Raw genomic sequence first — 20,367 nt, 5'->3', positions numbered from 1 at the left:
CATGGCAACGATCAAGGATGTGGCCGCGCTTGCAGGTATTTCCTACACCACTGTGTCCCATGTGGTGAACAAGACGCGGCCGGTCAGCGAGCCTGTGCGCATCAAGGTGGAAGCGGCGATCAAGCAACTGGACTACGTGCCGAGTGCCGTCGCGCGCTCGCTCAAGGCCAAGACCACTGCGACCATCGGCCTGCTGGTGCCCAACAGCCTTAACCCGTATTTTGCCGAGCTGGCGCGGGGTATCGAGGATTACTGCGAGCGTAATGGCTATTGCGTGATCCTCTGCAACTCCGACGATAACGCCGAAAAGCAGCGCAGCTATCTGCGCGTGTTGCTGGAAAAGCGCATCGACGGCCTGATCGTGACCTCGGTGGGCGGCGATGACAGTGGCCTTGCCGCAGGCTTGAGCGCGGTGCGCACCCCCATGGTAATTGTCGACCGAGCACTGGACGGCATTGATGTCGACCTGGTGCGCATCGATCATGAGCAGGGTGCCTACCTGGCAACCCGGCATTTGCTGGAGCTTGGTCACCGCGACATCGCCTGCATTGGCGGCCCCAGTCATACCCGCGTGGCGCAAATGCGTCTTGCCGGCTATCACCGCGCGCTGCGTGAGGCGGGCGTGGAAGTGCCAGCCAATCGCACCCAGGAAAGCGATTTCACCAGCACCGGTGGTTATGCCGCGGCGGTACAGCTGCTGTCGGAAAACCCACCCAGCGCGATTTTCGCCAGTAACGATATGATTGGTTTCGGCGTGTTGCGTGCAGCCGCCGAACGCAATATCCGTGTGCCTGGCGAGCTGTCGGTGATTGGTTTTGACGATATTCAAATGGGTCGCTACGTGTACCCGGCGCTGACGACGGTCGGGCAGTCGATCGTGCAACTGGGCGAGACGGCGGCCGAGCTTTTACTGCGACGAATTGCAACACCCCAACTGCCGATCGATCAGCGCATCGTGACGCCGAGCATTGTTTTGCGTGAGTCGACGGCGCCGTTTGCCGGTGTGTTCGCCCAATACCGCTGAACCGAATTGATGAGTACTGATGTATGCCAGCAAAAGTAGTGGTAATAGGCAGCTTGAACATGGACCTGGTCACCCGCGCCAGTCGCTTGCCGCGCGCCGGTGAAACCCTGATCGGCCAGACGTTTTCCACCGTGCCGGGCGGTAAGGGTGCCAACCAGGCGGTAGCCTCTGCGCGCCTTGGCGCTGAGGTGGCGATGATCGGCTGTGTGGGCACGGATGCCTACGGCGCGCAATTGCGTGATGCGCTGCTGGTGGAGGGCATCGATTGCCAGGCCGTCAGCACGGTGGATGGCTCCAGCGGCGTGGCGTTGATTGTGGTGGATGACAGCAGCCAGAACGCGATTGTGATCGTGGCTGGCAGCAACGGTGAGCTCACGCCCGCGTCGTTGCAGGCGGCTGACGCGGTACTGCAGGCAGCAGATGTCATTGTCTGCCAGTTGGAAGTGCCGATGAACACGGTTGGCCAGGCGCTCAAGCGCGGTCGTGAATTGGGCAAGACCGTGATCCTCAATCCGGCACCGGCCAGTGGCCCGCTGCCAGAGGAATGGTATGCCTCGATCGATTATTTGATCCCCAACGAAAGCGAGGCCAGCGCCTTGAGTGGTGTGACGGTCGATTCACTCGACGGCGCCAAGGCTGCCGCAACGCTGCTGCTCAAGGCGGGTGCCGGCAAGGTCATTATTACCCTTGGCAGTCAGGGCGCGTTGTTTGCCGATGGCAAAGGTTTCGAGCACTTGCAGGCGCCCAAGGTCAAGGCGGTGGACACCACGGCTGCCGGTGACACCTTTGTTGGTGGTTTTGCCGCGGCGCTGGCCAATGGCAAAAGTGAAGCCGAGGCTATCCGGTTTGGCCAGGTGGCTGCCGCGCTGTCGGTCACGCGGGCGGGTGCGCAACCCTCTATTCCTACGCTGCAGGACGTACAAGGTTTTATGCCCTCATGAAAAAGACACCATTGCTCAATATCGCGCTGTCGCGCGTGATCGCATCCCTCGGCCACGGTGACATCCTGGTGATCGGTGATGCCGGCCTGCCAGTGCCGCCAGGCGTCGAGTTGATCGACCTGGCGCTCACGCAAGGCATTCCGGATTTCATCAGCACCTTGCGCATTGTGCTCAGCGAGATGCAGGTAGAAAGCCACGTGCTGGCCGAGGAAATCCTGCTCAAGCAGCCACCTGCGCTGACGCCACTGAATGTGTTGACCGAACAGGCCGCCTTGGGCGAGCGCCGTTTGGTCAGCCATGAAGAATTCAAGCAGCTCAGCCGCAAGGCCCGCGCCGTGGTGCGCACGGGCGAGTGCCAGCCGTATTGCAATATCGCGCTGGTGTCCGGCGTTACCTTCTAGAGTTTCCCTACGACAAGGAGTGTTTCATGCAACGTGGTCTCCCAGCCCTGAAGAATCTATTTCGGAGTGTCCTGCTTTTGTCCGCACTCACCGCAGCCAGCGCCCACGCGGCGGAAAAAATCGACCTGATCATCGACACCGACCCAGGCGCCGATGACGTCGTGGCGTTGCTGTTTGCCATGGCGTCCCCGCAGGAGCTGAGCATTCGTGCGCTGACCACCGTCGCCGGTAACGTGCGCCTCGACAAGACCTCCCGCAACGCGCGCCTGGCCCGCGAGTGGGCAGGGCGCGAAGACATCCCGGTGTACGCCGGCGCGCCAAAACCCATGCTGCGCACGCCTATCTATGCGGAGAATATCCATGGCAAGGAAGGTATTTCCGGGGTTGCCGTGCATGAGCCGAAAAAAGGCCTGGCCGAAGGCAATGCCGTTGACTACCTGATCAAGACCTTGAGCACCGCCAAGCCTCACAGCATCACCATCGCCATGCTCGGCCCGCAGACCAACCTGGCACTGGCGTTGACCCAGGCGCCGGAGATCACCCAAGGCATCAAGGAAGTGGTGGTGATGGGCGGGGCGCATTTTAATGGCGGCAATATCACCCCGGTGGCTGAGTTCAATCTGTTCGCGGACCCTGTCGCGGCTGAAATTGTGCTCAAAAGTGGCGTCAAGCTGACTTACCTGCCGCTGGACGTGACCCACAAGGTGCTGACCAGTGACGCGCGCCTGAAACAGATTGCCGACATCAAGAACAATGCGAGCAAGGTGGTGGGCGATATTCTCAATGAATACGTCAAGGGCGACATGGAGCACTACGGCATCCCGGGTGGCCCGGTGCATGACGCTACCGTGATTGCCTACCTGCTCAAGCCTTCCCTGTTCAGCGGCCGTGAAGTCAACGTGGTGATCGACAGCCGCGAAGGCCCGACCTTCGGCCAGACCGTCGTCGACTGGTATGACGGCCTCAAGCAGCCGAAGAACGCATTCTGGGTTGAGAACGGCGACGCCCAGGGCTTCTTCGATCTGTTGACCGAGCGCCTGGCCCGTCTGAAGTAAGGTGTTTGCCGGTCGGCGCTCGCCGGCCGGGTCTTATTCGCGCTCGGGGTTATGAGCGCCCATGTGGTCGGCCGGGTATTTCTCGAATACCTGGCCGATGAACGCCTGTGCGGCCTGAGTGCCGAGCTCCTTGACCAGCAGGTCGATTCCGATGATGGCCAACTCCTCCGGGCTTCCGGGGCTGTAGGAGCTTTGTCCTTGAGGCCACTTGGCTTTGATGTCGGCTTGGAGGGTTACGGTACTCATGGTCGGGGCTCACGGGGCGGGAAGGCTGGGCAATGCGCTGGAACGCGGTTCTAACCGGGGCAGTTAACCATTTTTGCGTAGGGTTTGGCAGTGCTACTTAGGCATGAGACGTTTCGGGATGAGGCCGATGCTGTGCGACACTGTTACCCCATTCAATTGCCGGGGACACCAGGTGCAGATCGATTTGAACAACCCCGAGAACCTCACGCTGGAAGCCGTGCGCCAGTTGCTCGCGAGTGCCAGTGACGACGAGCACACCCAGTTGCGGGTGACCAAGGGCGGTATCGCGTTTATTTCTTCCGGGAAGGCCGTAGGCGGAGTCGACATCGACGGCCTGCTGTTTCGCCTCGAGACCTGGGCCAAAGGCTCGGGTTATGTCGGTAACGTCGCGGCCAGCGATGAAGTCTGGGTCCGGCAGATTTTCAACGCGCTCCAGCAGAACTGGCCGAAGCCGCCGTTTGACTACATCGATATCTACTGAATTCGTTCATATCTGGTGACGATTGATCCGGCGAATGCTCGCCTTGAGTCAGGCAGACTTGCTCTTAGGCGATTTACGTCTTGAAACCAAACCGCCAGATCGCTGTCGCACGATCTCTGTCCATTTTTTTCATAGGAGGCTTCATGCCTTGGAAGCTCGCATCATTCGGTACTTTGTTGGCAGCACTCGCGTTGGCGGGTTGCAGCACCCCGGGTGCCCCTGAGCCGGGCAAAGATGCCGCCGTTGCCGATGCAGGTCACACTCGCTGCGAGTCGAAGGCTGCCGAATTCGCTATCGGCCAGAAAGCCTCGCCTCAACTGCTGGAGCAGGCGCGTACCCGTGCCGGCGCGCAGAACGCACGTATCCTCAAGCCTAACGACATGATCACCCTGGAATACCGCTCCGACCGTCTGAACCTGAACACCGACGACAACCTGGTGATCACGCGGGTCAACTGCGGCTGATCGCCTCCCGGCTTTTGCAGCGCCCATAAAAAACCCCGTCACATGGACGGGGTTTTTTTTAGCTCAGCGGAGAATTACTCGCCGCGAACCTGTGCAGCTTGCATACCCTTTTGGCCTTTCTCAGCCACGAAGGAAACGGTTTGGCCTTCTTTCAGGCTTTTGAAACCGTCGCTTTCGATAGCTTTGAAGTGTACGAACAGGTCGTCACCGCCACCTTGAGGAGTGATGAAGCCGAAGCCTTTTTCATCGTTGAACCATTTAACGGTGCCGGTTTGGCGATTAGACATGGTGTATCTCCAAGAAACATATATTTTCAGTAGTGCTGTGCTGCTCAGGCCAACTGGGCACACCGGGGTATCATAGTCGAAATGTTCGGCTTGTAAGCCCCCCCAAGGCATTGTTTGCTAATCAATAGCGTTGCGTTTAGTGCCTTGGTTGGCTGAAAGCCCCGATCTACGGGGCTTTGCAGCGAAATACCAGCTGTTAAAAAAAGCCGTAAAAGCTGCGTAATTTGTGCGAAATGGCAGTTTTCAGGCTGTTTTTTCAGTCAAATGGCCGTCTGATCAGTGGTCGTTGTTATTTTTTCTTCACGACTTTGCAGGACGAAATAGCCGCGACAGCTTTGTTTTTTAGCTCGGGGCTGGAGTTCGGGTTAGTCATGAGCTCTTTGATTTCAGCGGTGCTCAATTCGGCATTGATCTTGTCCGCGCCACATTCGCAATGGCTTTTGGCGGTTTTGGCGTCCACGTTTTGTTGGGCTGCCGAGCTGCAATCCTTGATGAAGTTGTCACGGGCACCTTCAGGCCAGTTCGAAGGGGCGGCGGCGTGCGCGCCAACAGACAAGAAAGCCAGGGAAGCGGCGAGAGCGAGGGTCGAGGTAAAGCGCATCATGAAGTGCTCCTTTGATTCGTGGGCAAACAGCGATTCTCAGCGGGTTTGAGGGCTTTCGTACAGCTCAAGTTCACTTTTACAGGCATCAAACACGGGATTTTATGTTTCATCAGGCGCGGCAGGCGCGATGACCGTTCATCTGTGCTAGCATCCTCTGCTTGGCTATTTCCAGGCGCGCCCATTGCCGCCTTGCCATGTTTTTTGAGTTCACTCCAGTCACTCTGGTTCGATTATCGGTTGGCCGAAAGGCTCCTGCCGCTGTAAGGCAGGCGTTCATCATTGAACGGCCTGGTGTTGGATCTTGTACTGGCTCATCCCAACCCACGTGACCTTTGGTAGGGGTCACCACTAGGAGAGGAGGCGCCATGCCAACTATTACTCTTCCCGACGGCAGTCAACGTTCATTCGATCATTCGGTTTCCGTAGCCGAGGTCGCCGCATCCATTGGTGCAGGTCTTGCCAAGGCCACCGTGGCCGGCAAGGTCGACGGCAAGCTGGTTGACGCCAGCGACCTGATCACTGGTGATGCCAGCCTGCAAATCATCACGCCCAAGGATCAAGAGGGGCTGGAGATCATTCGCCACTCTTGCGCGCACCTGATTGGCCATGCGGTCAAGCAGCTGTACCCAACGGCAAAAATGGTGATCGGCCCGGTCATTGACGAAGGCTTTTACTACGATATCGCCTATGAGCGTCCTTTCACTCCGGACGACCTGGCCGCTATCGAAGCGCGCATGCACGCGCTGATCGAAAAAGATTACGACGTGATCAAGAAGGTCACGCCGCGCGCCGAAGTGATCGACGTGTTCACCGCCCGTGGCGAAGACTACAAGCTGCGTCTGGTGGAAGACATGCCGGACGAACAGGCCATGGGCCTGTATTACCACGAAGAATATGTCGACATGTGCCGTGGTCCGCACGTGCCGAACACACGCTTCCTCAAGTCGTTCAAGCTGACCAAGCTGTCCGGTGCCTACTGGCGCGGTGATGCGAAGAACGAACAATTGCAGCGGATCTACGGCACGGCCTGGGCTGACAAGAAGCAACTGGCGGCCTACATCCAGCGCATCGAAGAAGCTGAAAAGCGCGATCACCGCAAAATCGGCAAGCGCCTGAACCTGTTTCACCTCCAGGAAGAAGCGCCGGGCATGGTGTTCTGGCACCCGAACGGCTGGACCCTGTACCAGGTGCTCGAGCAGTACATGCGCAAGGTTCAGCGTGACAACGGCTACCTGGAGATCAAGACGCCTCAGGTTGTTGACCGCAGCCTGTGGGAGAAATCCGGGCACTGGGCCAACTACGCCGACAACATGTTCACCACGCAGTCGGAAAACCGCGACTACGCCATCAAGCCAATGAACTGCCCATGCCACGTGCAGGTGTTCAACCAGGGCCTGAAGAGCTACCGCGAGTTGCCGATGCGCCTGGCCGAGTTCGGTGCCTGCCACCGTAACGAACCGTCGGGTGCGCTGCACGGCATCATGCGTGTGCGTGGCTTCACCCAGGACGACGCCCACATCTTCTGCACCGAAGAGCAGATGCAGGCTGAATCCGCCGCGTTCATCAAGCTGACCATGGATGTTTATCGCGATTTCGGTTTCACCGAAGTCGAAATGAAACTGTCCACTCGTCCGGAAAAACGTGTTGGTTCCGACGAACTGTGGGATCGCGCTGAATCTGCACTGGCCGCTGCGCTAGATAGCGCGGGCCTTGCGTACGATCTGCAGCCGGGTGAGGGCGCCTTCTACGGTCCGAAGATCGAGTTCTCGCTGAAAGATTGCCTTGGTCGCGTCTGGCAGTGTGGTACCCTGCAGCTCGATTTTAACCTGCCGATCCGTTTGGGAGCCGAATACGTCTCCGAAGATAACAGCCGCAAGCACCCGGTTATGCTGCACCGGGCGATCCTCGGCTCGTTCGAACGGTTCGTCGGTATCCTGATCGAGCACTACGAGGGTGCATTCCCTGCGTGGCTGGCTCCGACCCAGGCAGTGATCATGAATATCACTGATAAACAGGCCGATTTTGCCGCTGAAGTTGAAAAAACTCTCAACGAAAGCGGATTTCGTGCCAAGTCCGACTTGAGAAATGAAAAGATCGGCTTTAAAATCCGCGAGCATACTTTGCTCAAGGTTCCCTATCTTTTGGTTATCGGAGATCGGGAAGTCGAGATGCAGACTGTCGCTGTGCGTACTCGTGAAGGTGCTGACCTGGGCTCGATGCCCGTCGCCCAGTTCGCTGAGTTCCTCGCGCAAGCGGTTTCCCGGCGTGGTCGCCCAGATTCGGAGTAATTATTATTAAGCGTGAAATGAGACAAGATAAACGAGCTGCACCGAAAGCCCCGATCAACGAGAATATCTCGGCACGCGAGGTTCGGTTAATTGGCGCTGACGGCGAGCAGATTGGCATCGTCTCGATTGATGAAGCGCTTCGTATTGCTGAAGAGTCCAAATTGGACCTGGTGGAAATCTCCGCCGATGCAATCCCACCTGTTTGTCGGGTGATGGACTACGGCAAATCGATCTTCGAGAAGAAGAAACAGGTTGCCGCAGCGAAGAAGAACCAGAAGCAGATTCAAGTAAAAGAAATCAAGTTTCGTCCAGGGACGGAGGAAGGGGATTACCAGGTAAAACTGCGCAACCTGGTACGTTTCCTGAGTGATGGGGACAGGGCCAAGGTATCCTTGCGATTCCGCGGCCGTGAGATGGCCCACCAGGAGCTGGGGATGGAACTCCTCAAGCGGGTTGAAGCTGACTTGCTCGAGTACGGTTCGGTCGAACAGCATCCTAAGATGGAAGGACGCCAGCTTATTATGGTCATCGCCCCGAAAAAGAAGAAGTAATCAACAGGGCACGGCAGGCCTTCTGATTATGTTTATCAACTGAATGCGGAGTACCGAACATGCCAAAGATGAAAACTAAAAGTGGTGCTGCTAAGCGGTTTCTGAAAACTGCTAACGGTATCAAGCACAAGCACGCTTTCAAGAGCCACATTCTGACCAAAATGTCGACCAAGCGTAAGCGTCAACTGCGCGGTAGCAGCTTGCTGCATCCGTCTGACGTGGCAAAAGTCGAGCGCATGCTGCGCCTTCGTTAATTTTAGTCAAGAATAGAGGAATAACTCATGGCTCGTGTAAAGCGTGGCGTCATTGCCCGTAAGCGTCACAAAAAAATTCTGAAACTTGCTAAAGGCTACTACGGCGCGCGTTCACGCGTATTCCGTGTTGCCAAGCAAGCGGTAATCAAGGCAGGCCAATACGCCTACCGCGACCGTCGTCAGAAAAAACGTCAGTTCCGCGCTCTGTGGATCGCTCGTATCAATGCTGGTGCACGTGTTAACGGTCTGTCCTACAGCCGTTTCATCGCTGGCCTGAAAAAAGCGTCCATCGAAATCGACCGTAAGGTTCTGGCTGAACTGGCCGTGAACGAAAAAGCGGTGTTTGCTGCGATTGTCGAGAAAGCTAAAGCCACCTTGGCTTAAGTACCCCCGACAGTCACCTTGGGCTGCTCCTGTAGCCCAAGGTGGTAAACGTCATAAATAGGGGAAGAGCCTTCAAGCTCTTCCCCTATTTTGTATCTGGAGTCTGTACATGGAAAACCTGGATGCGCTCGTTGCCCAAGCTCTTGAGGCTGTGCATAGCGCTGAAGATGTAAATGCCCTGGAGCAAATCCGGGTTCACTACCTTGGCAAAAAAGGTGAATTGACTCAGGTGATGAAGACCCTGGGGAATTTGCCGGCTGAAGAGCGTCCGCAAGTCGGCGCGCTGATCAACGTCGCCAAGGAGCGTGTCACCGAGGTGCTCAATGCGCGCAAGGCGTCGCTCGAGGAGGCCGATCTTGCGGCCAAGCTCGCCGCCGAGTCCATTGACGTAACTTTGCCTGGTCGTGGCCAGGCCTCGGGCGGTCTGCATCCGATTACCCGGACTCTGGAGCGTATCGAGCAGTTTTTTACCCACATCGGCTACGGCATTGCCGAAGGTCCTGAGGTCGAAGACGACTATCACAACTTCGAGGCGCTCAACATCCCAGGCCATCACCCGGCCCGGTCGATGCACGACACCTTCTATTTCAACGCGAACATGCTGTTGCGCACCCATACCTCGCCGGTACAGGTCCGCACCATGGAAGCAAACAAGCCGCCGATCCGCATCGTCTGCCCAGGCCGTGTGTACCGCAGCGACTCTGATATCACCCACTCGCCGATGTTCCACCAGGTCGAAGGCCTGCTGGTCGATCGCGACATCAATTTCGCCGACCTCAAAGGCACCATCGAAGAGTTCCTGCGGGTGTTCTTCGAGAAAGAGCTGGCGGTGCGTTTCCGTCCATCGTTCTTCCCGTTCACCGAGCCATCCGCTGAAGTCGACATGGAATGCGTGATGTGCAGCGGCAAAGGCTGCCGCGTCTGCAAGCAGACCGGCTGGCTGGAAGTGATGGGCTGCGGCATGGTTCACCCTAACGTGCTGCGCATGTCCGGGATCGACCCGGAAGAGTTCTCGGGCTTTGCCTTCGGCATGGGCGTTGAGCGCCTGGCCATGCTGCGTTACGGCGTGAACGACTTGCGTCTGTTCTTCGACAACGACTTGCGGTTCCTCGCGCAATTTCGCTAGTCGTAACGAATCTTTAGGAGAGCAGGATGAAATTCAGTGAACAATGGCTGCGTGGCTGGGTAAGCCCGCAGGTAGATCGCGACGAGCTGGTTGCTCGTCTGTCGATGGCCGGCCTTGAGGTCGATAGCGTAACGCCGGCCGCCGGTGTTTTCACCGGCGTGGTGGTGGGCGAGGTGCTGAGCACCGAGCAGCACCCCGATGCCGACAAGCTGCGTGTGTGCCAGGTCAGCAATGGCGTGGAAACCTTCCAGGTCGTGTGCGGAGCGCCAAACGTGCGCCCGGGCCTGAAGATTCCGTTTGCCATGATCGGCGCCGAACTGCCGGGCGACTTCAAGATCAAGAAAGCCAAGCTGCGTGGCGTTGAGTCCAACGGCATGCTGTGTTCCCAGGCCGAGCTGCAAGTCGGCGAGGGCAACGATGGCCTGATGGAACTGCCGGCCGATGCGCCAGTGGGTCAGGACATTCGCGTTTACCTGGAACTGGAAGACGCCAGCATCGAGGTCGACCTGACCCCGAACCGGGGTGACTGCCTGTCCCTCGCCGGTCTGGCCCGTGAAGTGGGCGCGCTGTACAACGCCCCGGTCACCCGCCCGGTGGTGGCCGCAGTCGCTGCAGTCCACGACGAAGTGCGCCCTGTCGACGTACTGGCGCCAAACGCCTGCCCACGTTACCTGGGTCGTGTGATCCGCAACGTCGACCTGTCCAAGCCAACCCCGCTGTGGATGGTTGAGCGCCTGCGTCGCGCCGACGTGCGCAGCATCGATGCCGCCGTGGACATCACCAACTACGTGATGCTGGAGCTGGGCCAACCGCTGCACGCCTTCGATCTTGCCGAAATCAATGGCGGCATCCGTGTGCGCATGGCCGAAGAAGGCGAGAAGCTGGTATTGCTCGACGGCCAGGAAGTCAGCCTGCGCGCCGACACCCTGGTCATTGCCGACCATTCCCGCGCCCTGGCGATTGCCGGCGTGATGGGTGGCGAGCACAGCGGCGTGTCCGAAACCACCCGCGATATTTTCCTTGAGAGCGCATTCTTCGACCAGATCGCCATCGCTGGCAAGGCGCGTTCCTACGGCCTGCACACCGATGCGTCGCACCGCTACGAGCGTGGCGTGGACTGGAAACTGGCCCGTGAAGCCATGGAGCGCGCCACCGGCCTGCTGCTGGAAATCACCGGCGGCGAAGCCGGCCCGATCACCGAGACCGTCAACGAGCAGTTCCTGCCGTCGATTGCACCGATCACCCTGCGCGCCAAAAGCGTCGAGCAAATGCTTGGCCTGGTGATTGAACCTGCGCAAATCGAGCAACTGCTGTCCGCACTCGGCCTGGGTATTTCCGCCGGTGGGGAAGGGCAGTGGCACGTAGAAGTGCCAAGCCATCGTTTCGACATCAGCCTGGAAGTCGACCTGATCGAAGAGCTGGCCCGCCTGTACGGCTACAACCGCCTGCCGGTTCGTTACCCGCAAGCGCGTCTGGCACCGCAACCCAAGGCCGAGGCGCGTGCGCACCTGCCAGAGTTGCGTCGCCTGCTGGTTGCCCGTGGCTACCAGGAAGCGGTGACTTATAGCTTCATCGATCCAAAGCAGTTTGAGCTGTTCAACCCAGGCGTCGAACCGTTGCTGTTGGCCAACCCGATCTCCAATGACATGGCTGCCATGCGTTCGTCGCTGTGGCCAGGCTTGGTGAAAGCGTTGTCCCACAACTTGAACCGTCAGCAAGACCGCGTGCGCATGTTCGAAAGCGGCCTGCGTTTTGTCGGTCAACTCGACGGCCTCAAGCAAGAGCCGATGCTGGCGGGTGTTGTCTGCGGTAGCCGCCTGCCAGAAGGCTGGGCACAGGGCCGCGATGGCGTGGACTTCTTCGACGTTAAAGCCGATGTGGAAGCGGTGCTGGGCTTTGCCGGTGCACTGGATGATTTCACGTTTGTGCCTGGTAGCCACCCGGCATTGCACCCGGGCCAGACTGCACGTATCGAGCGCGAAGGGCGTTTGGTGGGTTTTGTCGGTGCTATCCACCCTGAGCTGTCGAAAACATTGGGCCTGGACCGTCCGGTCTTTGTTTTTGAGCTGGTCCTGGCTGAAGTGGCGTCGGGCAAGATGCCTAAATTCAGCGAGTTGTCGCGCTTCCCTGAAGTGCGTCGTGACCTCGCGCTGATCGCCGACCGTGAAGTGGCCGCCACTGCCGTTCTGGACGTAATCCGTGAAAATGCAGGGGAATGGCTGACAGACCTCAGGCTATTTGACGTCTATCAGGGTAAAGGCATTGATCCGCATAGAAAAAGCCTTGCAGTTGGCTTGACCTGGCAGCATCCATCGCGCACTCTTAATGACGATGAGGTGAATACCACGACACAAAATATCCTCACCTCGCTCGAACAAAGGTTGAACGCCACGTTAAGGAAGTGACGTATGGGGGCTTTGACGAAAGCTGAGATGGCGGAACGTCTGTACGAAGAGTTGGGTCTGAACAAACGCGAAGCCAAGGAATTGGTCGAGCTGTTCTTTGAAGAAATTCGGCACGCTCTGGAAGACAACGAACAGGTCAAATTGTCCGGTTTCGGTAATTTTGACCTGCGGGACAAACGCCAGCGGCCTGGCCGCAATCCAAAAACGGGAGAAGAAATCCCGATCACGGCTCGCCGTGTGGTCACCTTTCGTCCAGGGCAGAAGTTGAAGGCCCGAGTTGAGGCTTATGCTGGAACCAAGTCATAACGACGAGCTACCCGTCATCCCAGGCAAACGCTACTTCACCATTGGTGAAGTCAGCGAGCTCTGTGCGGTCAAGCCGCACGTGCTGCGCTATTGGGAGCAGGAGTTTCCTCAACTCAACCCCGTCAAACGCACCGGGAACCGTCGGTATTATCAGCGCCAGGATGTGCTGATGATCCGACAGATCCGTGCGTTGCTGTACGACCAGGGGTTCACCATCAGCGGCGCGCGCCAGCGTATGTCCGGTGATGAAGCCAAAGACGACACCACCCAATACAAGCAAATGATCCGCCAGATGATCTCCGAACTCGAAGATGTGCTGGTGGTGTTGAAGAAGTGATACAAGCTTTTAAAATACTTCCACATTTCAAAAGCTTGCGGTATATTCCGGATCGCTTCGTTACGAAGCAAACCCAGTAACACGCCTAGTCGGGGCGTAGCGCAGTCCGGTAGCGCACTAGCATGGGGTGCTAGGGGTCGAGTGTTCGAATCACTCCGTCCCGACCATTATTCCTGAGTAAAATCAGACACTTGAGCCGATCAGATAGATCGGCTTTTTTGTGCCTGCGCAAAACCCGCGCAAAACTGGCGCAAAACTACCCGGTGATTTCGCTGATATTTAGGTCTGGAACAGCCTCGGACCAGATGATTTCCTCGTGGTCTCGCTGGTAGTTCTTGGTCATGCCCTGGCTCGCATGGCCTGCGATCTTCTGCCCATCCTTTCCTGCTTTCTTGTACAAGTGCAGCGACAGCGCCCGCACTTCATGGAAGCCTGGCATCTCCTCCTCCTTCCATCCCGCGTAGCAGTTCGCAGCCTCTCTGGCCTCCTTGAATGCCCGCGTCAAATACCTCTCTTCAACCTTCGTCCAGTGGTCCTTAGTCTGTGCCTGCTTCTGCTTAAGCCGATCTGGTTTTCGGTGCACCAAGTACGGCGAGACGACATCGTCGCGGCACCGACTGATGACCGCTTGAAGCTCCGGCGTCACCCGAAAGCGTATCCAGGCGGCATCGCTGGCCTTCGCTGTTTTCTTTTGGACCACATACAGAAAGCCCTCTCGAACTCCGTCGAAGCGCATATCCAGGATGTCGGTGCGGCGTTGAGCGGTAATTAGGGCCAGGTCGATTGCATTCTGTAGCCAGGCTGGCGACTTCTCCCTGATTGCTTTCAGCCCCTCTGTGGTGTGCCGCTTGCGTTGTTTCTTCTCGATCCGATTGATGGTGCTGGCCGCTGGGTTATCCGGGCACAGGCCTTTGGCTGCTGCGTGGTTGAAAATGTCGATCAGCAGTGCCCTGGACTGGTTCGCCGATCGCGGCGTAATGGCGTCCAGCATTTCCGCGATTATGCGGATCGTGATCTGATCGACAGCTTTGCCTTCGAACTGTTTCCGGAATCGGCGGAAGTGCACGGCATAAAGCCCTAGGGTTCCTTTTGCCAGCTCGCGTGGGGGGAGCACCTCTCGCTCGTAAGTATCGAGGAATGTGGCGAACGACTCTGACGATGCGGAGAGCACGGCACCGACCAAGTCAGCTCCGCGCATGAACTCCAGGTTCAGTTGTTTTGCAGCATCGATCGCTTTGATGCGGTCGCTGCCGAACTGGAACCACTTGCCGTCCGTTGGGCGGCGATAGCGATATGTCAACCGGCGCGCGTCGAAGTACAGATTTTGCGGTAGGTTCTTGTTCGCCTTGTTGCGCGGCCGAGGGACCATCATGCAGCTCCTTTCAATACCATCGCCACCAGGTCGTTGCCGTCCGAGCGGGTGAATGCAGTCCAATCAACGTACCAAAGTTTCCCGATCTGCTCGCCGGGCACCGCTCCGTTGCGGATGTGATTACGGATCGCCTGGGGGCACTGAGGCGTCCCATTCTCGCCCCAGCGCCGGCGCTGGAACTCACTGATTTTGATCAGCTCTCTTTTCATTGGGTGCTCCTTTCCTTGCTTGGCAGCATGAGTTAGCCCGCCGCTCACCGGCAGGCATGTAGGGGGTTGGGATTAGGGGTAGTTCTTGCTGATGCGCTGGGAAATAGCGTCGAGCTTTTCGGCCATGTACCACATGTCGTTGTTGTCGCGGCGGGATACAACTGGTGCGCGCTGGACGTTGCGATCAATCAAGATCTTTGCTGCCAGCAGGATCAGCCATGCCTCGACCTTGCGCCGGAAGAACCGCTTCATGGCCTGTGCACTCGATAGATGAAGACGTAGGCGAACCAGAGGGGGGCGATCATGGTGTCACCTCTCGGCGCGCCCACCAGCAGACCGGGCCGTCGTCAGTGTCATGGATGGCCAGGCAGAACCAGCCTTCACCTTCTGGGCGATCCGGCTCCCAGTAACTGCAGTCCGGGTCGCCAGCTTCGAAATAGCGCTCAGAGACCGCTTCGTCGCTGTGGTATTCGAGCTGTACCATCTTCACCTGCAAGTGCTGTGCAACGACCCAGGCCTTGCACTTATCACCGTCGCCCTCGTCGAAGTCGGGCATATCGGGGTGAGCGAACATGCCGTATTCATCGCGCACGACCGGGGCTGGCTGGATCAATTTGATTTCTTCAGGCATGGCTTCGTCCTTGCCGCTATAGCGGCTGACTTTGAAGGGGGAGGGGTTACAGGTTTTTCGGATGGAGTACGGATGTACTCCTATCGGGATTTGGCGGCGCGCTTGCGGAACTCGTAAACCATGCTGCGCAGATCTACCAGTGACTCCTGCAGGTCGCCGCGGGCGGTATCGATCGCTTCGAACAACTCGCCTCTGCCGTCGTCGCCACCTTCATCTACGGCCAAGAGGGCCAGGCCATATGACTGGAACTTCGCCAGGACGTCATCGGCAGACTTCGCCATGTACTCGGCGTGCTCAATGGCATAGTCCTTGTCGGAACGCTCGTTGGTGACAGGCGCTTCCGGAGCGGCGGCGAGCATGGCGGCCCAGCACAGTTTCGCGCGGAACGCCGCTTGCTGGCAGCCGCTCATCTCTTGGTACTGCTCCCAGACTTCCTCATCGGAAAAGCACTCGTCCGGCTCCGACTCGAAACCGTTTATCACCATGGTTTCGGTCGGTTCAACCGGCACCATTTTCCATTGATTGCTCATACAGCCTCCCTCGTTACCAGATCATGGGTATTCACAACCGTCATACCGAGGCGTTCGGCGATCAGGACTTCCAGCTTGGCGCCTTGCGATTTCTCCCAGCCCGGCAGCAGCGCGATCACGCCGCACAGCCCCAGGCGGGTGAGGTCGTAGGCCATGTAGTCCGCCCACTGGGCGCCCTCTACGACGCCGTGGTCTGCGGGGTTTTCGACTTCGTAGCCCAGGGCGCGCAGCTGGTCGGCCACGGCATTGAAGGCCGGGTAGTTGAAGTCCTCGATGCCAGTCATGGGCCCGGCCACGTAGACGCGGTTGGCGCGGGCGGCCTGGACGGTTACACCTGGCAGCAGGAACGACCTGATGCGGTCAACTGCTCGATCAACAGGAGCCTGGATGAATGACGGCAGCGGCTCGTTCGCCGGCGGCGTGGTTCGAGTAACAGAGGCGATCATGCCGACGAGCGAGTCGGTAACGATGCTGCGGATGTCTGGCCTGCGGTTTTCTGTAGGCATGGGGCGACCTCGCGTTTATAGTTCGATCGAAATGAATGAGGAATGATTGATGCTCTATCGTGGTGTGAGCTCCGAACAGCATTTGGAGTCAAAAGGGCAGATAAAGCCTCGAGGTAACGCCATTGAGGTTGTTCCGAGGTTTGATGGGACGTGGCGCTTTGATGGAGCATTCACCTTTGGTCAATCAGAAGAGAATGCTGTTCGCGCTCACCACATTGAAAATGGCAAGTGGGGGGGGTGTTTTGTCTCAACTTCCCGCAGCTACGAGGTGGCAAAGTACTTCGCGACATCTGACGAACATGGGCATCGGTTTCATGGCTTTGTGTATCACTTAGACGAGTCTCTTTTCGACCAATATGGTGTGGTTTCTCACGAGCTTGAGGACCCATTACATCCAGACGAAAAAGAAGTTTCTATACGCGGTGTAGATGGCGGTGAAATTCCGGTGGGCGTTATTGTTCGGGTTGAAGAGGTCACGATGTCTACGGGATACTCCCGCCTCGTCTAGGCTGCTTTACGCAGAGCTTCGATCAAACGCTGTCCCGCGAGAGGCGGCACTGCGTTTCCAGTCATATGCATCGTCAGCCGGTGGTTATCTGGGCGCTGTGTGTCTTTCGGGAAGGACTGCGCGGACATAGCTTCGTCAGCACTGAGCATTCGCATACGGTCACCATCGACAATGGCCCAGCGGTCCAGTGTGGTGATAGTGCCAATCGGGCGGTCCAGGCTCCGGCCGGTGAGGCCTGACCCTGAACCGTAGTAGGGCATCACAAACCGCTCGCCAAATCGCTTCCGGCCATTCTTCACGCGGCTCAGCGTCGACTCGGCACGACCTGGCTTGATTATCGGCGACCACTTGCCGGCGTTGAAGTCGATAATCTCGCTGGCCGGCACATGCTGATGTTGTTGGAGCTGCAGGTTAAGCGGAGCCTTGCTGCGGGAACAGACCATGAATAGACGCACCCGGTGCTGGGGAACGCCGAGGTCGGCGCAATCCACGATGTGCGGTGCCAACGAGTAGCCCAGACGGCGCATGGCATCTGCCCATGCAGGGTACAAGATCCAGTCCATGAATTCCGGCACGTTCTCGATCACGGCGAAGTCCGGTCGGTTGACCTCTGCGTTCGCCACTGGCGCCCAAGCTGTCGAGCGTGAGTTATCGTGCTGTGGATTGCCTGATGCCTTGCCCCGCGCCTTGGTGTGGCCCTGGCAGCAGGGAGAGGCCAGCATCACGTCATGCTTCGGCACCTGCGACCAATCAGCTTGGTGCAGGTCCTGACATACATGCTGGGTTTCCGGGTTGTTCTTGGTGTGCCACTCCACAGCGGATGGCCAGTGGTTGGCTGCCCAGAGGACGTTGAGCCCGGCGTCTTTCCCACCGCGGGTCCATCCGCCGAAACCAGAAAACAAGTCAATTGCTGTGAGCATAGGAAGTCCTTGTCGGGCTGGGCCCGGGGCGTGGTGCTACGATGGCGCCTTCCTCTAAATGGGCTGGACCATGACAAAGCACGATATTTACGATGAGATCGAAGGCTTTCAGGTTTGGAACTACATGGAGTGCGACAAGAACGATGAGGGCCGGGAGACCTGGCGTATCAACGTCGAGGTAAAGCGTGGTGGTGAGGTGGTGGTGCCGGTTGTTGCGGGTGACCGAACCTATGTTGACCGTGGCCTGGCGCAGGTTGCTGGGCGCGAGGTCGGAGCCAGGCTTATTGCTGGGCGCGTAGCTCGCTAATCAGTGCTGTCAGGCGGCGTAAGTCGCCTCCGGCACCCAGTCAGCAAACCCAACCTTTGGCGCACCAGTTTTGGCATTCAGGATCGGCTTTTTCTTGGCGTCGACCAGGACGGCCTTGGTCCTGATCTTCAGGTCGCGACAGACTATGCTCTTTCGGGCCATGTCCATGAACTGCTGGGCGTACTGGGGGGCGTCGAACATCGGCGACAGGCGCACGCATTTTTTTCCCGCCATGATCTTGGCCACCTGAACCTCCACCTCGGCCTCCCATTGTGAAACGGTCAGGTCGATGCGCTTACCGCCCTCATTTTTGAAGGTGGGCGTGTGCTCTTTGGCCTCTTCGCGAGCCCAGTTCTCGCTCATTCGAAACACTGCAAAAGTGGTAATGGCCTTACTCCAGGCAATCGAGGGCTTTCTGAAGAAGCTTGCTCACCGGCAGCTCTTCGTGCTCGTCGTGATTCATTGCGCGCCTGATGTAGCTGCGAGCCTCTTCGGCATAGTCTCGAAGGCGATCCAGCTCGTCTTCAGCATCATCAGCCTGGCTTTCAAGCATGCGGATATCATCGCGAAGACTCTCGGCCTCGGCGCCAGGATCAATACATTGCGCGGTAAAACGCCGGGTAAGCTCAGCAGCGGCGGCGGGCTCAAGCGCCGCGTAGTGCAGGCACTCTTCATCGCTCAAAGCACTTGCGGGGATGCTCATGGGTTATCTCCAAGCGTGCGCCTGCCTCGCCGGCTGGCGTGATTCGTTGATATGGGGTATTACGGGTGACCGGCATGGAGCCGGATCAAGGAGAAAGAATGACTATCGCGACAAAAATGCAGAACCAGTTGGAAGAGCTGCTTTCCGCAGGCGCGGGCCTTGAGATTTCAGCCCGGGGAAAAATGCCAAACCAGCTTGTTGATCTGGCCATTTGCGCCAAGCGCGGAGGCTCCCAATTAACCATCATTGAAGTTGGTCTGCTGATGCAGAACCAGTTGATCGATATCGCTCGAGCTGGTGGTGGGAACGTCATTCTGAAGGATTGACCGATTCCGGTCCGGTCTTTCTGAAGTCCAGAAGCTGTCGCGACTGCTTTACTGAAATCTCAAAAGCAGGTCGCGACATGTTGGCGAATCGGGCCGATTCCTCGGCAGTGGCTGCTGCCAGGTTGATCAGGAATGTCGAAAGCGTTTCCTGCCACTCCTCAAAGTCGTGGCGAGCGCCCAGCACCTGAAGTGCATCATCGAGCGCTTTCGAGACAATCAGCGTTCGCTTCTCGGCGCCGATCCGCTCGAGCAGTGCCTTCTCTTTCGAGCGCTTGTCCCGTTGGATCTGCGCGTTGTCCTTGGCCATGGCCTACCTCTTCTATTTCACTTGCCGGTATAGCCAGCCATGTAGGCCGGCGCCGCGCCGCGGCGATCTTGCTAATGCGCCTCATGGTGTATCGGCAAATTTAAAGCCGTTCTCCTGGGCGATCAGCATCACGCGTTTGATGTGCATGCCCAGGTTCATTGCTGCCACGCTGGCTACCACACCCTTGGCGGCTTCGGCGCGCACTGCAGGCGCCAACTTGTCGCGTTCTTTCCGGAGGCGTTCGTGGTGCGCCGTGGTGCCATTGAAGGGGCCATCGACACCCACGCCGTTCGGAATTACCTGAGCGGTCTTGCCGGCACCAAAGTAGGCGTCCAGTTGTTGGTTCAGGTTTTCGATGATCGAATCCCGAGGGTTGGGCATTGGCACACCGATCATTGCTGCGCACCGTAGTAGGCGAACACCGCGAGCATGACGGCGAAGCCAACCGTCCAGCGCAGCACCAGGCGCCCGAAACGGCGCGATGTCGCCTTGGCGGAATCGAAGAAGTCGGCGTTGCGCTCGAGCTGATCGGCGTACTGGCAAGCGCCGTCGTGGCCGGTGCGTGCGCCACGAGATACGCCGCTGGAGCGCTCTACCACATCGAACAAGTTCTTGCCGAGCGGCACCACGTTGAAGCGCGGCACCTTCACAGGTTCTTCGCGACCGATCATCACGTACATCTCCGAAGTGGAAAGCTGAACGCGGGCGCGCAGGGCCTGCAGAACGGCTTGGCTTTGTTGGATGGCTGAGTTCATGCCGACTCCTTGGTTGTGGTTGCGTTTATTCGTCAGCAGCCTGACCGCCTGGGTGTGCCGGTGGGCGCAGGGGAGGGTGCTGACGGATAAAGGCGAGGCGTAAAAAAGCCCAGTCGAAACCGGGCTTTTCGTTTTGTCA

Annotated in this window: 33 protein-coding genes and 1 tRNA gene; 19 read left to right on the top strand and 15 right to left on the bottom strand. The window is 58.1% G+C overall.

Going from position 1 to position 20,367, the window contains the following annotated elements; translation table 11 throughout:
* Nucleotide 1 precedes the first annotated feature (1 nt).
* Genes GIW28_RS10060 through GIW28_RS10045 form a run of 4 tightly spaced genes read left to right on the top strand, consistent with a single transcriptional unit; the run spans nt 2 to nt 3,421 of the window.
* On the top strand, nt 2–1,024 hold the full coding sequence (locus GIW28_RS10060; protein WP_099549915.1) for a LacI family DNA-binding transcriptional regulator: 1,023 nt from the start codon (nt 2–4) through the stop codon (nt 1,022–1,024).
* A 23-nt stretch (nt 1,025–1,047) separates the two neighbouring features.
* Nucleotides 1,048–1,965, top strand: coding sequence for a ribokinase (rbsK, locus tag GIW28_RS10055; protein ID WP_236447241.1), 918 nt, complete (start codon nt 1,048–1,050; stop codon nt 1,963–1,965).
* Entirely contained in the window at nt 1,962–2,366 is a 405-nt protein-coding gene (rbsD, locus tag GIW28_RS10050; RefSeq protein ID WP_017138772.1) for a D-ribose pyranase, read from the top strand. The genes rbsK and rbsD overlap by 4 nt, the downstream gene beginning before the upstream one ends.
* A gap of 26 nt (nt 2,367–2,392) precedes the next feature.
* The gene (locus tag GIW28_RS10045) at nt 2,393–3,421 is read left to right on the top strand and encodes a nucleoside hydrolase (RefSeq protein WP_236447242.1); all 1,029 of its coding nucleotides are present in this window, start codon (nt 2,393–2,395) and stop codon (nt 3,419–3,421) included.
* A gap of 33 nt (nt 3,422–3,454) precedes the next feature.
* Here the strand turns inward: GIW28_RS10045 and GIW28_RS10040 are convergent, their stop codons facing one another.
* Nucleotides 3,455–3,667: a hypothetical protein gene (locus tag GIW28_RS10040; RefSeq protein WP_017138774.1), complete on the bottom strand. Its 213-nt coding sequence runs from the start codon at nt 3,665–3,667 to the stop codon at nt 3,455–3,457.
* A gap of 172 nt (nt 3,668–3,839) precedes the next feature.
* Between GIW28_RS10040 and GIW28_RS10035 the strand changes: the two genes are divergently transcribed.
* Together GIW28_RS10035 and GIW28_RS10030 are read left to right on the top strand one after the other, a co-directional pair.
* The gene (locus GIW28_RS10035) at nt 3,840–4,148 is read left to right on the top strand and encodes a hypothetical protein (protein WP_026013818.1); all 309 of its coding nucleotides are present in this window, start codon (nt 3,840–3,842) and stop codon (nt 4,146–4,148) included.
* 143 nt (nt 4,149–4,291) lie between these two features.
* Nucleotides 4,292–4,612, top strand: a complete 321-nt coding sequence (locus tag GIW28_RS10030) for an I78 family peptidase inhibitor (protein WP_017138776.1) — start codon at nt 4,292–4,294, stop codon at nt 4,610–4,612.
* Between the two features lie 74 nt (nt 4,613–4,686).
* Here the strand turns inward: GIW28_RS10030 and GIW28_RS10025 are convergent, their stop codons facing one another.
* Nucleotides 4,687–4,899: a cold-shock protein gene (locus GIW28_RS10025; RefSeq protein WP_003234260.1), complete on the bottom strand. Its 213-nt coding sequence runs from the start codon at nt 4,897–4,899 to the stop codon at nt 4,687–4,689.
* A gap of 289 nt (nt 4,900–5,188) precedes the next feature.
* Nucleotides 5,189–5,503: a hypothetical protein gene (locus GIW28_RS10020; protein WP_236447243.1), complete on the bottom strand. Its 315-nt coding sequence runs from the start codon at nt 5,501–5,503 to the stop codon at nt 5,189–5,191.
* Nucleotides 5,504–5,868: 365 nt separating this feature from the next.
* On the opposite strand from GIW28_RS10020, the gene thrS reads away from it, so the two are divergent.
* The 9 genes from thrS to GIW28_RS09975 all read left to right on the top strand — a co-directional run bounded on the left by thrS (nt 5,869) and on the right by GIW28_RS09975 (nt 13,321).
* A complete protein-coding gene (gene thrS / locus GIW28_RS10015) occupies nt 5,869–7,791 on the top strand; it encodes a threonine--tRNA ligase (RefSeq protein ID WP_017138778.1) in 1,923 nt (640 codons plus the stop codon).
* Complete coding sequence (infC, locus tag GIW28_RS10010; RefSeq protein ID WP_015884933.1) at nt 7,791–8,342, top strand: translation initiation factor IF-3; 552 nt, start codon at nt 7,791–7,793, stop codon at nt 8,340–8,342. Before thrS ends, infC begins: the two co-directional genes overlap by 1 nt.
* A gap of 59 nt (nt 8,343–8,401) precedes the next feature.
* On the top strand, nt 8,402–8,596 hold the full coding sequence (rpmI, locus tag GIW28_RS10005) for a 50S ribosomal protein L35 (protein ID WP_002553160.1): 195 nt from the start codon (nt 8,402–8,404) through the stop codon (nt 8,594–8,596).
* Between the two features lie 27 nt (nt 8,597–8,623).
* Nucleotides 8,624–8,980, top strand: a complete 357-nt coding sequence (gene rplT / locus GIW28_RS10000; RefSeq protein WP_003174975.1) for a 50S ribosomal protein L20 — start codon at nt 8,624–8,626, stop codon at nt 8,978–8,980.
* 109 nt (nt 8,981–9,089) lie between these two features.
* Entirely contained in the window at nt 9,090–10,106 is a 1,017-nt protein-coding gene (gene pheS / locus GIW28_RS09995; RefSeq protein ID WP_034117607.1) for a phenylalanine--tRNA ligase subunit alpha, read from the top strand.
* Between the two features lie 26 nt (nt 10,107–10,132).
* Complete coding sequence (gene pheT / locus GIW28_RS09990; RefSeq protein WP_176991857.1) at nt 10,133–12,511, top strand: phenylalanine--tRNA ligase subunit beta; 2,379 nt, start codon at nt 10,133–10,135, stop codon at nt 12,509–12,511.
* A gap of 3 nt (nt 12,512–12,514) precedes the next feature.
* A complete protein-coding gene (gene ihfA / locus GIW28_RS09985; RefSeq protein ID WP_002553164.1) occupies nt 12,515–12,817 on the top strand; it encodes an integration host factor subunit alpha in 303 nt (100 codons plus the stop codon).
* Nucleotides 12,798–13,154, top strand: coding sequence for a MerR family transcriptional regulator (locus GIW28_RS09980; protein ID WP_003219935.1), 357 nt, complete (start codon nt 12,798–12,800; stop codon nt 13,152–13,154). Before ihfA ends, GIW28_RS09980 begins: the two co-directional genes overlap by 20 nt.
* 90 nt (nt 13,155–13,244) lie before the next feature.
* Nucleotides 13,245–13,321: transfer RNA gene (locus tag GIW28_RS09975), tRNA-Pro, on the top strand.
* 89 nt (nt 13,322–13,410) lie between these two features.
* Here the strand turns inward: GIW28_RS09975 and GIW28_RS09970 are convergent.
* The 6 genes from GIW28_RS09970 to GIW28_RS09945 form a co-directional block, all read right to left on the bottom strand.
* Nucleotides 13,411–14,523, bottom strand: coding sequence for a phage integrase Arm DNA-binding domain-containing protein (locus GIW28_RS09970; protein WP_236446944.1), 1,113 nt, complete (start codon nt 14,521–14,523; stop codon nt 13,411–13,413).
* Entirely contained in the window at nt 14,523–14,735 is a 213-nt protein-coding gene (locus tag GIW28_RS09965) for a hypothetical protein (protein WP_059404374.1), read from the bottom strand. The genes GIW28_RS09970 and GIW28_RS09965 overlap by 1 nt, the downstream gene beginning before the upstream one ends.
* Nucleotides 14,736–14,807: 72 nt before the next feature.
* A complete protein-coding gene (locus GIW28_RS09960) occupies nt 14,808–14,987 on the bottom strand; it encodes a hypothetical protein (RefSeq protein WP_236446941.1) in 180 nt (59 codons plus the stop codon).
* Between the two features lie 49 nt (nt 14,988–15,036).
* On the bottom strand, nt 15,037–15,366 hold the full coding sequence (locus GIW28_RS09955; RefSeq protein ID WP_236446940.1) for a hypothetical protein: 330 nt from the start codon (nt 15,364–15,366) through the stop codon (nt 15,037–15,039).
* An 80-nt stretch (nt 15,367–15,446) separates the two neighbouring features.
* On the bottom strand, nt 15,447–15,896 hold the full coding sequence (locus tag GIW28_RS09950; RefSeq protein ID WP_236446939.1) for a hypothetical protein: 450 nt from the start codon (nt 15,894–15,896) through the stop codon (nt 15,447–15,449).
* On the bottom strand, nt 15,893–16,192 hold the full coding sequence (locus GIW28_RS09945) for a DUF4406 domain-containing protein (protein WP_329606430.1): 300 nt from the start codon (nt 16,190–16,192) through the stop codon (nt 15,893–15,895). Before GIW28_RS09945 ends, GIW28_RS09950 begins: the two co-directional genes overlap by 4 nt.
* A 91-nt stretch (nt 16,193–16,283) precedes the next feature.
* On the opposite strand from GIW28_RS09945, the gene GIW28_RS09940 reads away from it, so the two are divergent.
* Nucleotides 16,284–16,448, top strand: a complete 165-nt coding sequence (locus tag GIW28_RS09940) for a hypothetical protein (protein WP_236446937.1) — start codon at nt 16,284–16,286, stop codon at nt 16,446–16,448.
* Between the two features lie 3 nt (nt 16,449–16,451).
* Nucleotides 16,452–16,910 (top strand): hypothetical protein, encoded by a 459-nt coding sequence (locus tag GIW28_RS09935; protein WP_236446929.1) that lies wholly within the window; start codon nt 16,452–16,454, stop codon nt 16,908–16,910.
* Here GIW28_RS09935 and GIW28_RS09930 read toward each other — a convergent pair.
* Nucleotides 16,907–17,830, bottom strand: a complete 924-nt coding sequence (locus GIW28_RS09930; protein ID WP_236446927.1) for a DNA cytosine methyltransferase — start codon at nt 17,828–17,830, stop codon at nt 16,907–16,909. The genes GIW28_RS09935 and GIW28_RS09930 overlap by 4 nt on opposite strands.
* A gap of 70 nt (nt 17,831–17,900) precedes the next feature.
* Between GIW28_RS09930 and GIW28_RS09925 the strand changes: the two genes are divergently transcribed.
* Nucleotides 17,901–18,137 carry a hypothetical protein gene (locus GIW28_RS09925; RefSeq protein ID WP_236446925.1) on the top strand — a complete coding sequence of 79 codons (237 nt, stop codon included), beginning with the start codon at nt 17,901–17,903 and terminating at the stop codon, nt 18,135–18,137.
* Nucleotides 18,138–18,146: 9 nt separating this feature from the next.
* Here the strand turns inward: GIW28_RS09925 and GIW28_RS09920 are convergent, their stop codons facing one another.
* Together GIW28_RS09920 and GIW28_RS09915 are read right to left on the bottom strand one after the other, a co-directional pair.
* Complete coding sequence (locus GIW28_RS09920; RefSeq protein ID WP_236446923.1) at nt 18,147–18,500, bottom strand: hypothetical protein; 354 nt, start codon at nt 18,498–18,500, stop codon at nt 18,147–18,149.
* Nucleotides 18,501–18,528: 28 nt separating this feature from the next.
* Complete coding sequence (locus GIW28_RS09915; RefSeq protein WP_236446921.1) at nt 18,529–18,840, bottom strand: hypothetical protein; 312 nt, start codon at nt 18,838–18,840, stop codon at nt 18,529–18,531.
* A 98-nt stretch (nt 18,841–18,938) separates the two neighbouring features.
* Here GIW28_RS09915 and GIW28_RS09910 point away from each other — a divergent pair, with 98 nt between their 5' ends.
* A complete protein-coding gene (locus GIW28_RS09910) occupies nt 18,939–19,166 on the top strand; it encodes a hypothetical protein (RefSeq protein WP_236446919.1) in 228 nt (75 codons plus the stop codon).
* Here the strand turns inward: GIW28_RS09910 and GIW28_RS09905 are convergent.
* The 3 genes from GIW28_RS09905 to GIW28_RS09895 all read right to left on the bottom strand — a co-directional run bounded on the left by GIW28_RS09905 (nt 19,150) and on the right by GIW28_RS09895 (nt 20,228).
* Complete coding sequence (locus GIW28_RS09905) at nt 19,150–19,473, bottom strand: hypothetical protein (RefSeq protein WP_236446917.1); 324 nt, start codon at nt 19,471–19,473, stop codon at nt 19,150–19,152. The genes GIW28_RS09910 and GIW28_RS09905 overlap by 17 nt on opposite strands.
* 81 nt (nt 19,474–19,554) lie before the next feature.
* Nucleotides 19,555–19,869, bottom strand: a complete 315-nt coding sequence (locus GIW28_RS09900; protein ID WP_236446915.1) for a hypothetical protein — start codon at nt 19,867–19,869, stop codon at nt 19,555–19,557.
* Complete coding sequence (locus tag GIW28_RS09895) at nt 19,866–20,228, bottom strand: hypothetical protein (RefSeq protein ID WP_187601568.1); 363 nt, start codon at nt 20,226–20,228, stop codon at nt 19,866–19,868. The genes GIW28_RS09900 and GIW28_RS09895 overlap by 4 nt, the downstream gene beginning before the upstream one ends.
* Nucleotides 20,229–20,367 lie beyond the last annotated feature (139 nt).

Origin of the sequence: Pseudomonas sp. PA-5-4B (assembly GCF_021606215.1) — a bacterium.
In the GTDB taxonomy this organism is placed as follows: Bacteria; Pseudomonadota; Gammaproteobacteria; order Pseudomonadales; family Pseudomonadaceae; genus Aquipseudomonas; species Aquipseudomonas edaphica.
This window is presented reverse-complemented; position numbering and strand designations above follow the sequence as displayed.

Bases quoted from the DNA above. Each gene is read 5' to 3' on its own strand.
- GIW28_RS10060 (WP_099549915.1), top strand. From the start codon at position 2: ATGGCAACGATCAAGGATGTGGCCGCGCTTGCAGGTATTTCCTACACC.
- rbsK (WP_236447241.1), top strand. From the start codon at position 1,048: ATGCCAGCAAAAGTAGTGGTAATAGGCAGCTTGAACATGGACCTGGTC.
- rbsD (WP_017138772.1), top strand. From the start codon at position 1,962: ATGAAAAAGACACCATTGCTCAATATCGCGCTGTCGCGCGTGATCGCA.
- GIW28_RS10045 (WP_236447242.1), top strand. From the start codon at position 2,393: ATGCAACGTGGTCTCCCAGCCCTGAAGAATCTATTTCGGAGTGTCCTG.
- GIW28_RS10040 (WP_017138774.1), bottom strand. From the start codon at position 3,667: ATGAGTACCGTAACCCTCCAAGCCGACATCAAAGCCAAGTGGCCTCAA.
- GIW28_RS10030 (WP_017138776.1), top strand. From the start codon at position 4,292: ATGCCTTGGAAGCTCGCATCATTCGGTACTTTGTTGGCAGCACTCGCG.
- GIW28_RS10025 (WP_003234260.1), bottom strand. From the start codon at position 4,899: ATGTCTAATCGCCAAACCGGCACCGTTAAATGGTTCAACGATGAAAAA.
- GIW28_RS10020 (WP_236447243.1), bottom strand. From the start codon at position 5,503: ATGATGCGCTTTACCTCGACCCTCGCTCTCGCCGCTTCCCTGGCTTTC.
- thrS (WP_017138778.1), top strand. From the start codon at position 5,869: ATGCCAACTATTACTCTTCCCGACGGCAGTCAACGTTCATTCGATCAT.
- rpmI (WP_002553160.1), top strand. From the start codon at position 8,402: ATGCCAAAGATGAAAACTAAAAGTGGTGCTGCTAAGCGGTTTCTGAAA.
- rplT (WP_003174975.1), top strand. From the start codon at position 8,624: ATGGCTCGTGTAAAGCGTGGCGTCATTGCCCGTAAGCGTCACAAAAAA.
- pheS (WP_034117607.1), top strand. From the start codon at position 9,090: ATGGAAAACCTGGATGCGCTCGTTGCCCAAGCTCTTGAGGCTGTGCAT.
- pheT (WP_176991857.1), top strand. From the start codon at position 10,133: ATGAAATTCAGTGAACAATGGCTGCGTGGCTGGGTAAGCCCGCAGGTA.
- ihfA (WP_002553164.1), top strand. From the start codon at position 12,515: ATGGGGGCTTTGACGAAAGCTGAGATGGCGGAACGTCTGTACGAAGAG.
- GIW28_RS09980 (WP_003219935.1), top strand. From the start codon at position 12,798: ATGCTGGAACCAAGTCATAACGACGAGCTACCCGTCATCCCAGGCAAA.
- GIW28_RS09970 (WP_236446944.1), bottom strand. From the start codon at position 14,523: ATGGTCCCTCGGCCGCGCAACAAGGCGAACAAGAACCTACCGCAAAAT.
- GIW28_RS09965 (WP_059404374.1), bottom strand. From the start codon at position 14,735: ATGAAAAGAGAGCTGATCAAAATCAGTGAGTTCCAGCGCCGGCGCTGG.
- GIW28_RS09960 (WP_236446941.1), bottom strand. From the start codon at position 14,987: ATGAAGCGGTTCTTCCGGCGCAAGGTCGAGGCATGGCTGATCCTGCTG.
- GIW28_RS09955 (WP_236446940.1), bottom strand. From the start codon at position 15,366: ATGCCTGAAGAAATCAAATTGATCCAGCCAGCCCCGGTCGTGCGCGAT.
- GIW28_RS09950 (WP_236446939.1), bottom strand. From the start codon at position 15,896: ATGAGCAATCAATGGAAAATGGTGCCGGTTGAACCGACCGAAACCATG.
- GIW28_RS09940 (WP_236446937.1), top strand. From the start codon at position 16,284: ATGAATGACGGCAGCGGCTCGTTCGCCGGCGGCGTGGTTCGAGTAACA.
- GIW28_RS09935 (WP_236446929.1), top strand. From the start codon at position 16,452: ATGCTCTATCGTGGTGTGAGCTCCGAACAGCATTTGGAGTCAAAAGGG.
- GIW28_RS09930 (WP_236446927.1), bottom strand. From the start codon at position 17,830: ATGCTCACAGCAATTGACTTGTTTTCTGGTTTCGGCGGATGGACCCGC.
- GIW28_RS09925 (WP_236446925.1), top strand. From the start codon at position 17,901: ATGACAAAGCACGATATTTACGATGAGATCGAAGGCTTTCAGGTTTGG.
- GIW28_RS09920 (WP_236446923.1), bottom strand. From the start codon at position 18,500: ATGAGCGAGAACTGGGCTCGCGAAGAGGCCAAAGAGCACACGCCCACC.
- GIW28_RS09915 (WP_236446921.1), bottom strand. From the start codon at position 18,840: ATGAGCATCCCCGCAAGTGCTTTGAGCGATGAAGAGTGCCTGCACTAC.
- GIW28_RS09910 (WP_236446919.1), top strand. From the start codon at position 18,939: ATGACTATCGCGACAAAAATGCAGAACCAGTTGGAAGAGCTGCTTTCC.
- GIW28_RS09905 (WP_236446917.1), bottom strand. From the start codon at position 19,473: ATGGCCAAGGACAACGCGCAGATCCAACGGGACAAGCGCTCGAAAGAG.
- GIW28_RS09900 (WP_236446915.1), bottom strand. From the start codon at position 19,869: ATGATCGGTGTGCCAATGCCCAACCCTCGGGATTCGATCATCGAAAAC.
- GIW28_RS09895 (WP_187601568.1), bottom strand. From the start codon at position 20,228: ATGAACTCAGCCATCCAACAAAGCCAAGCCGTTCTGCAGGCCCTGCGC.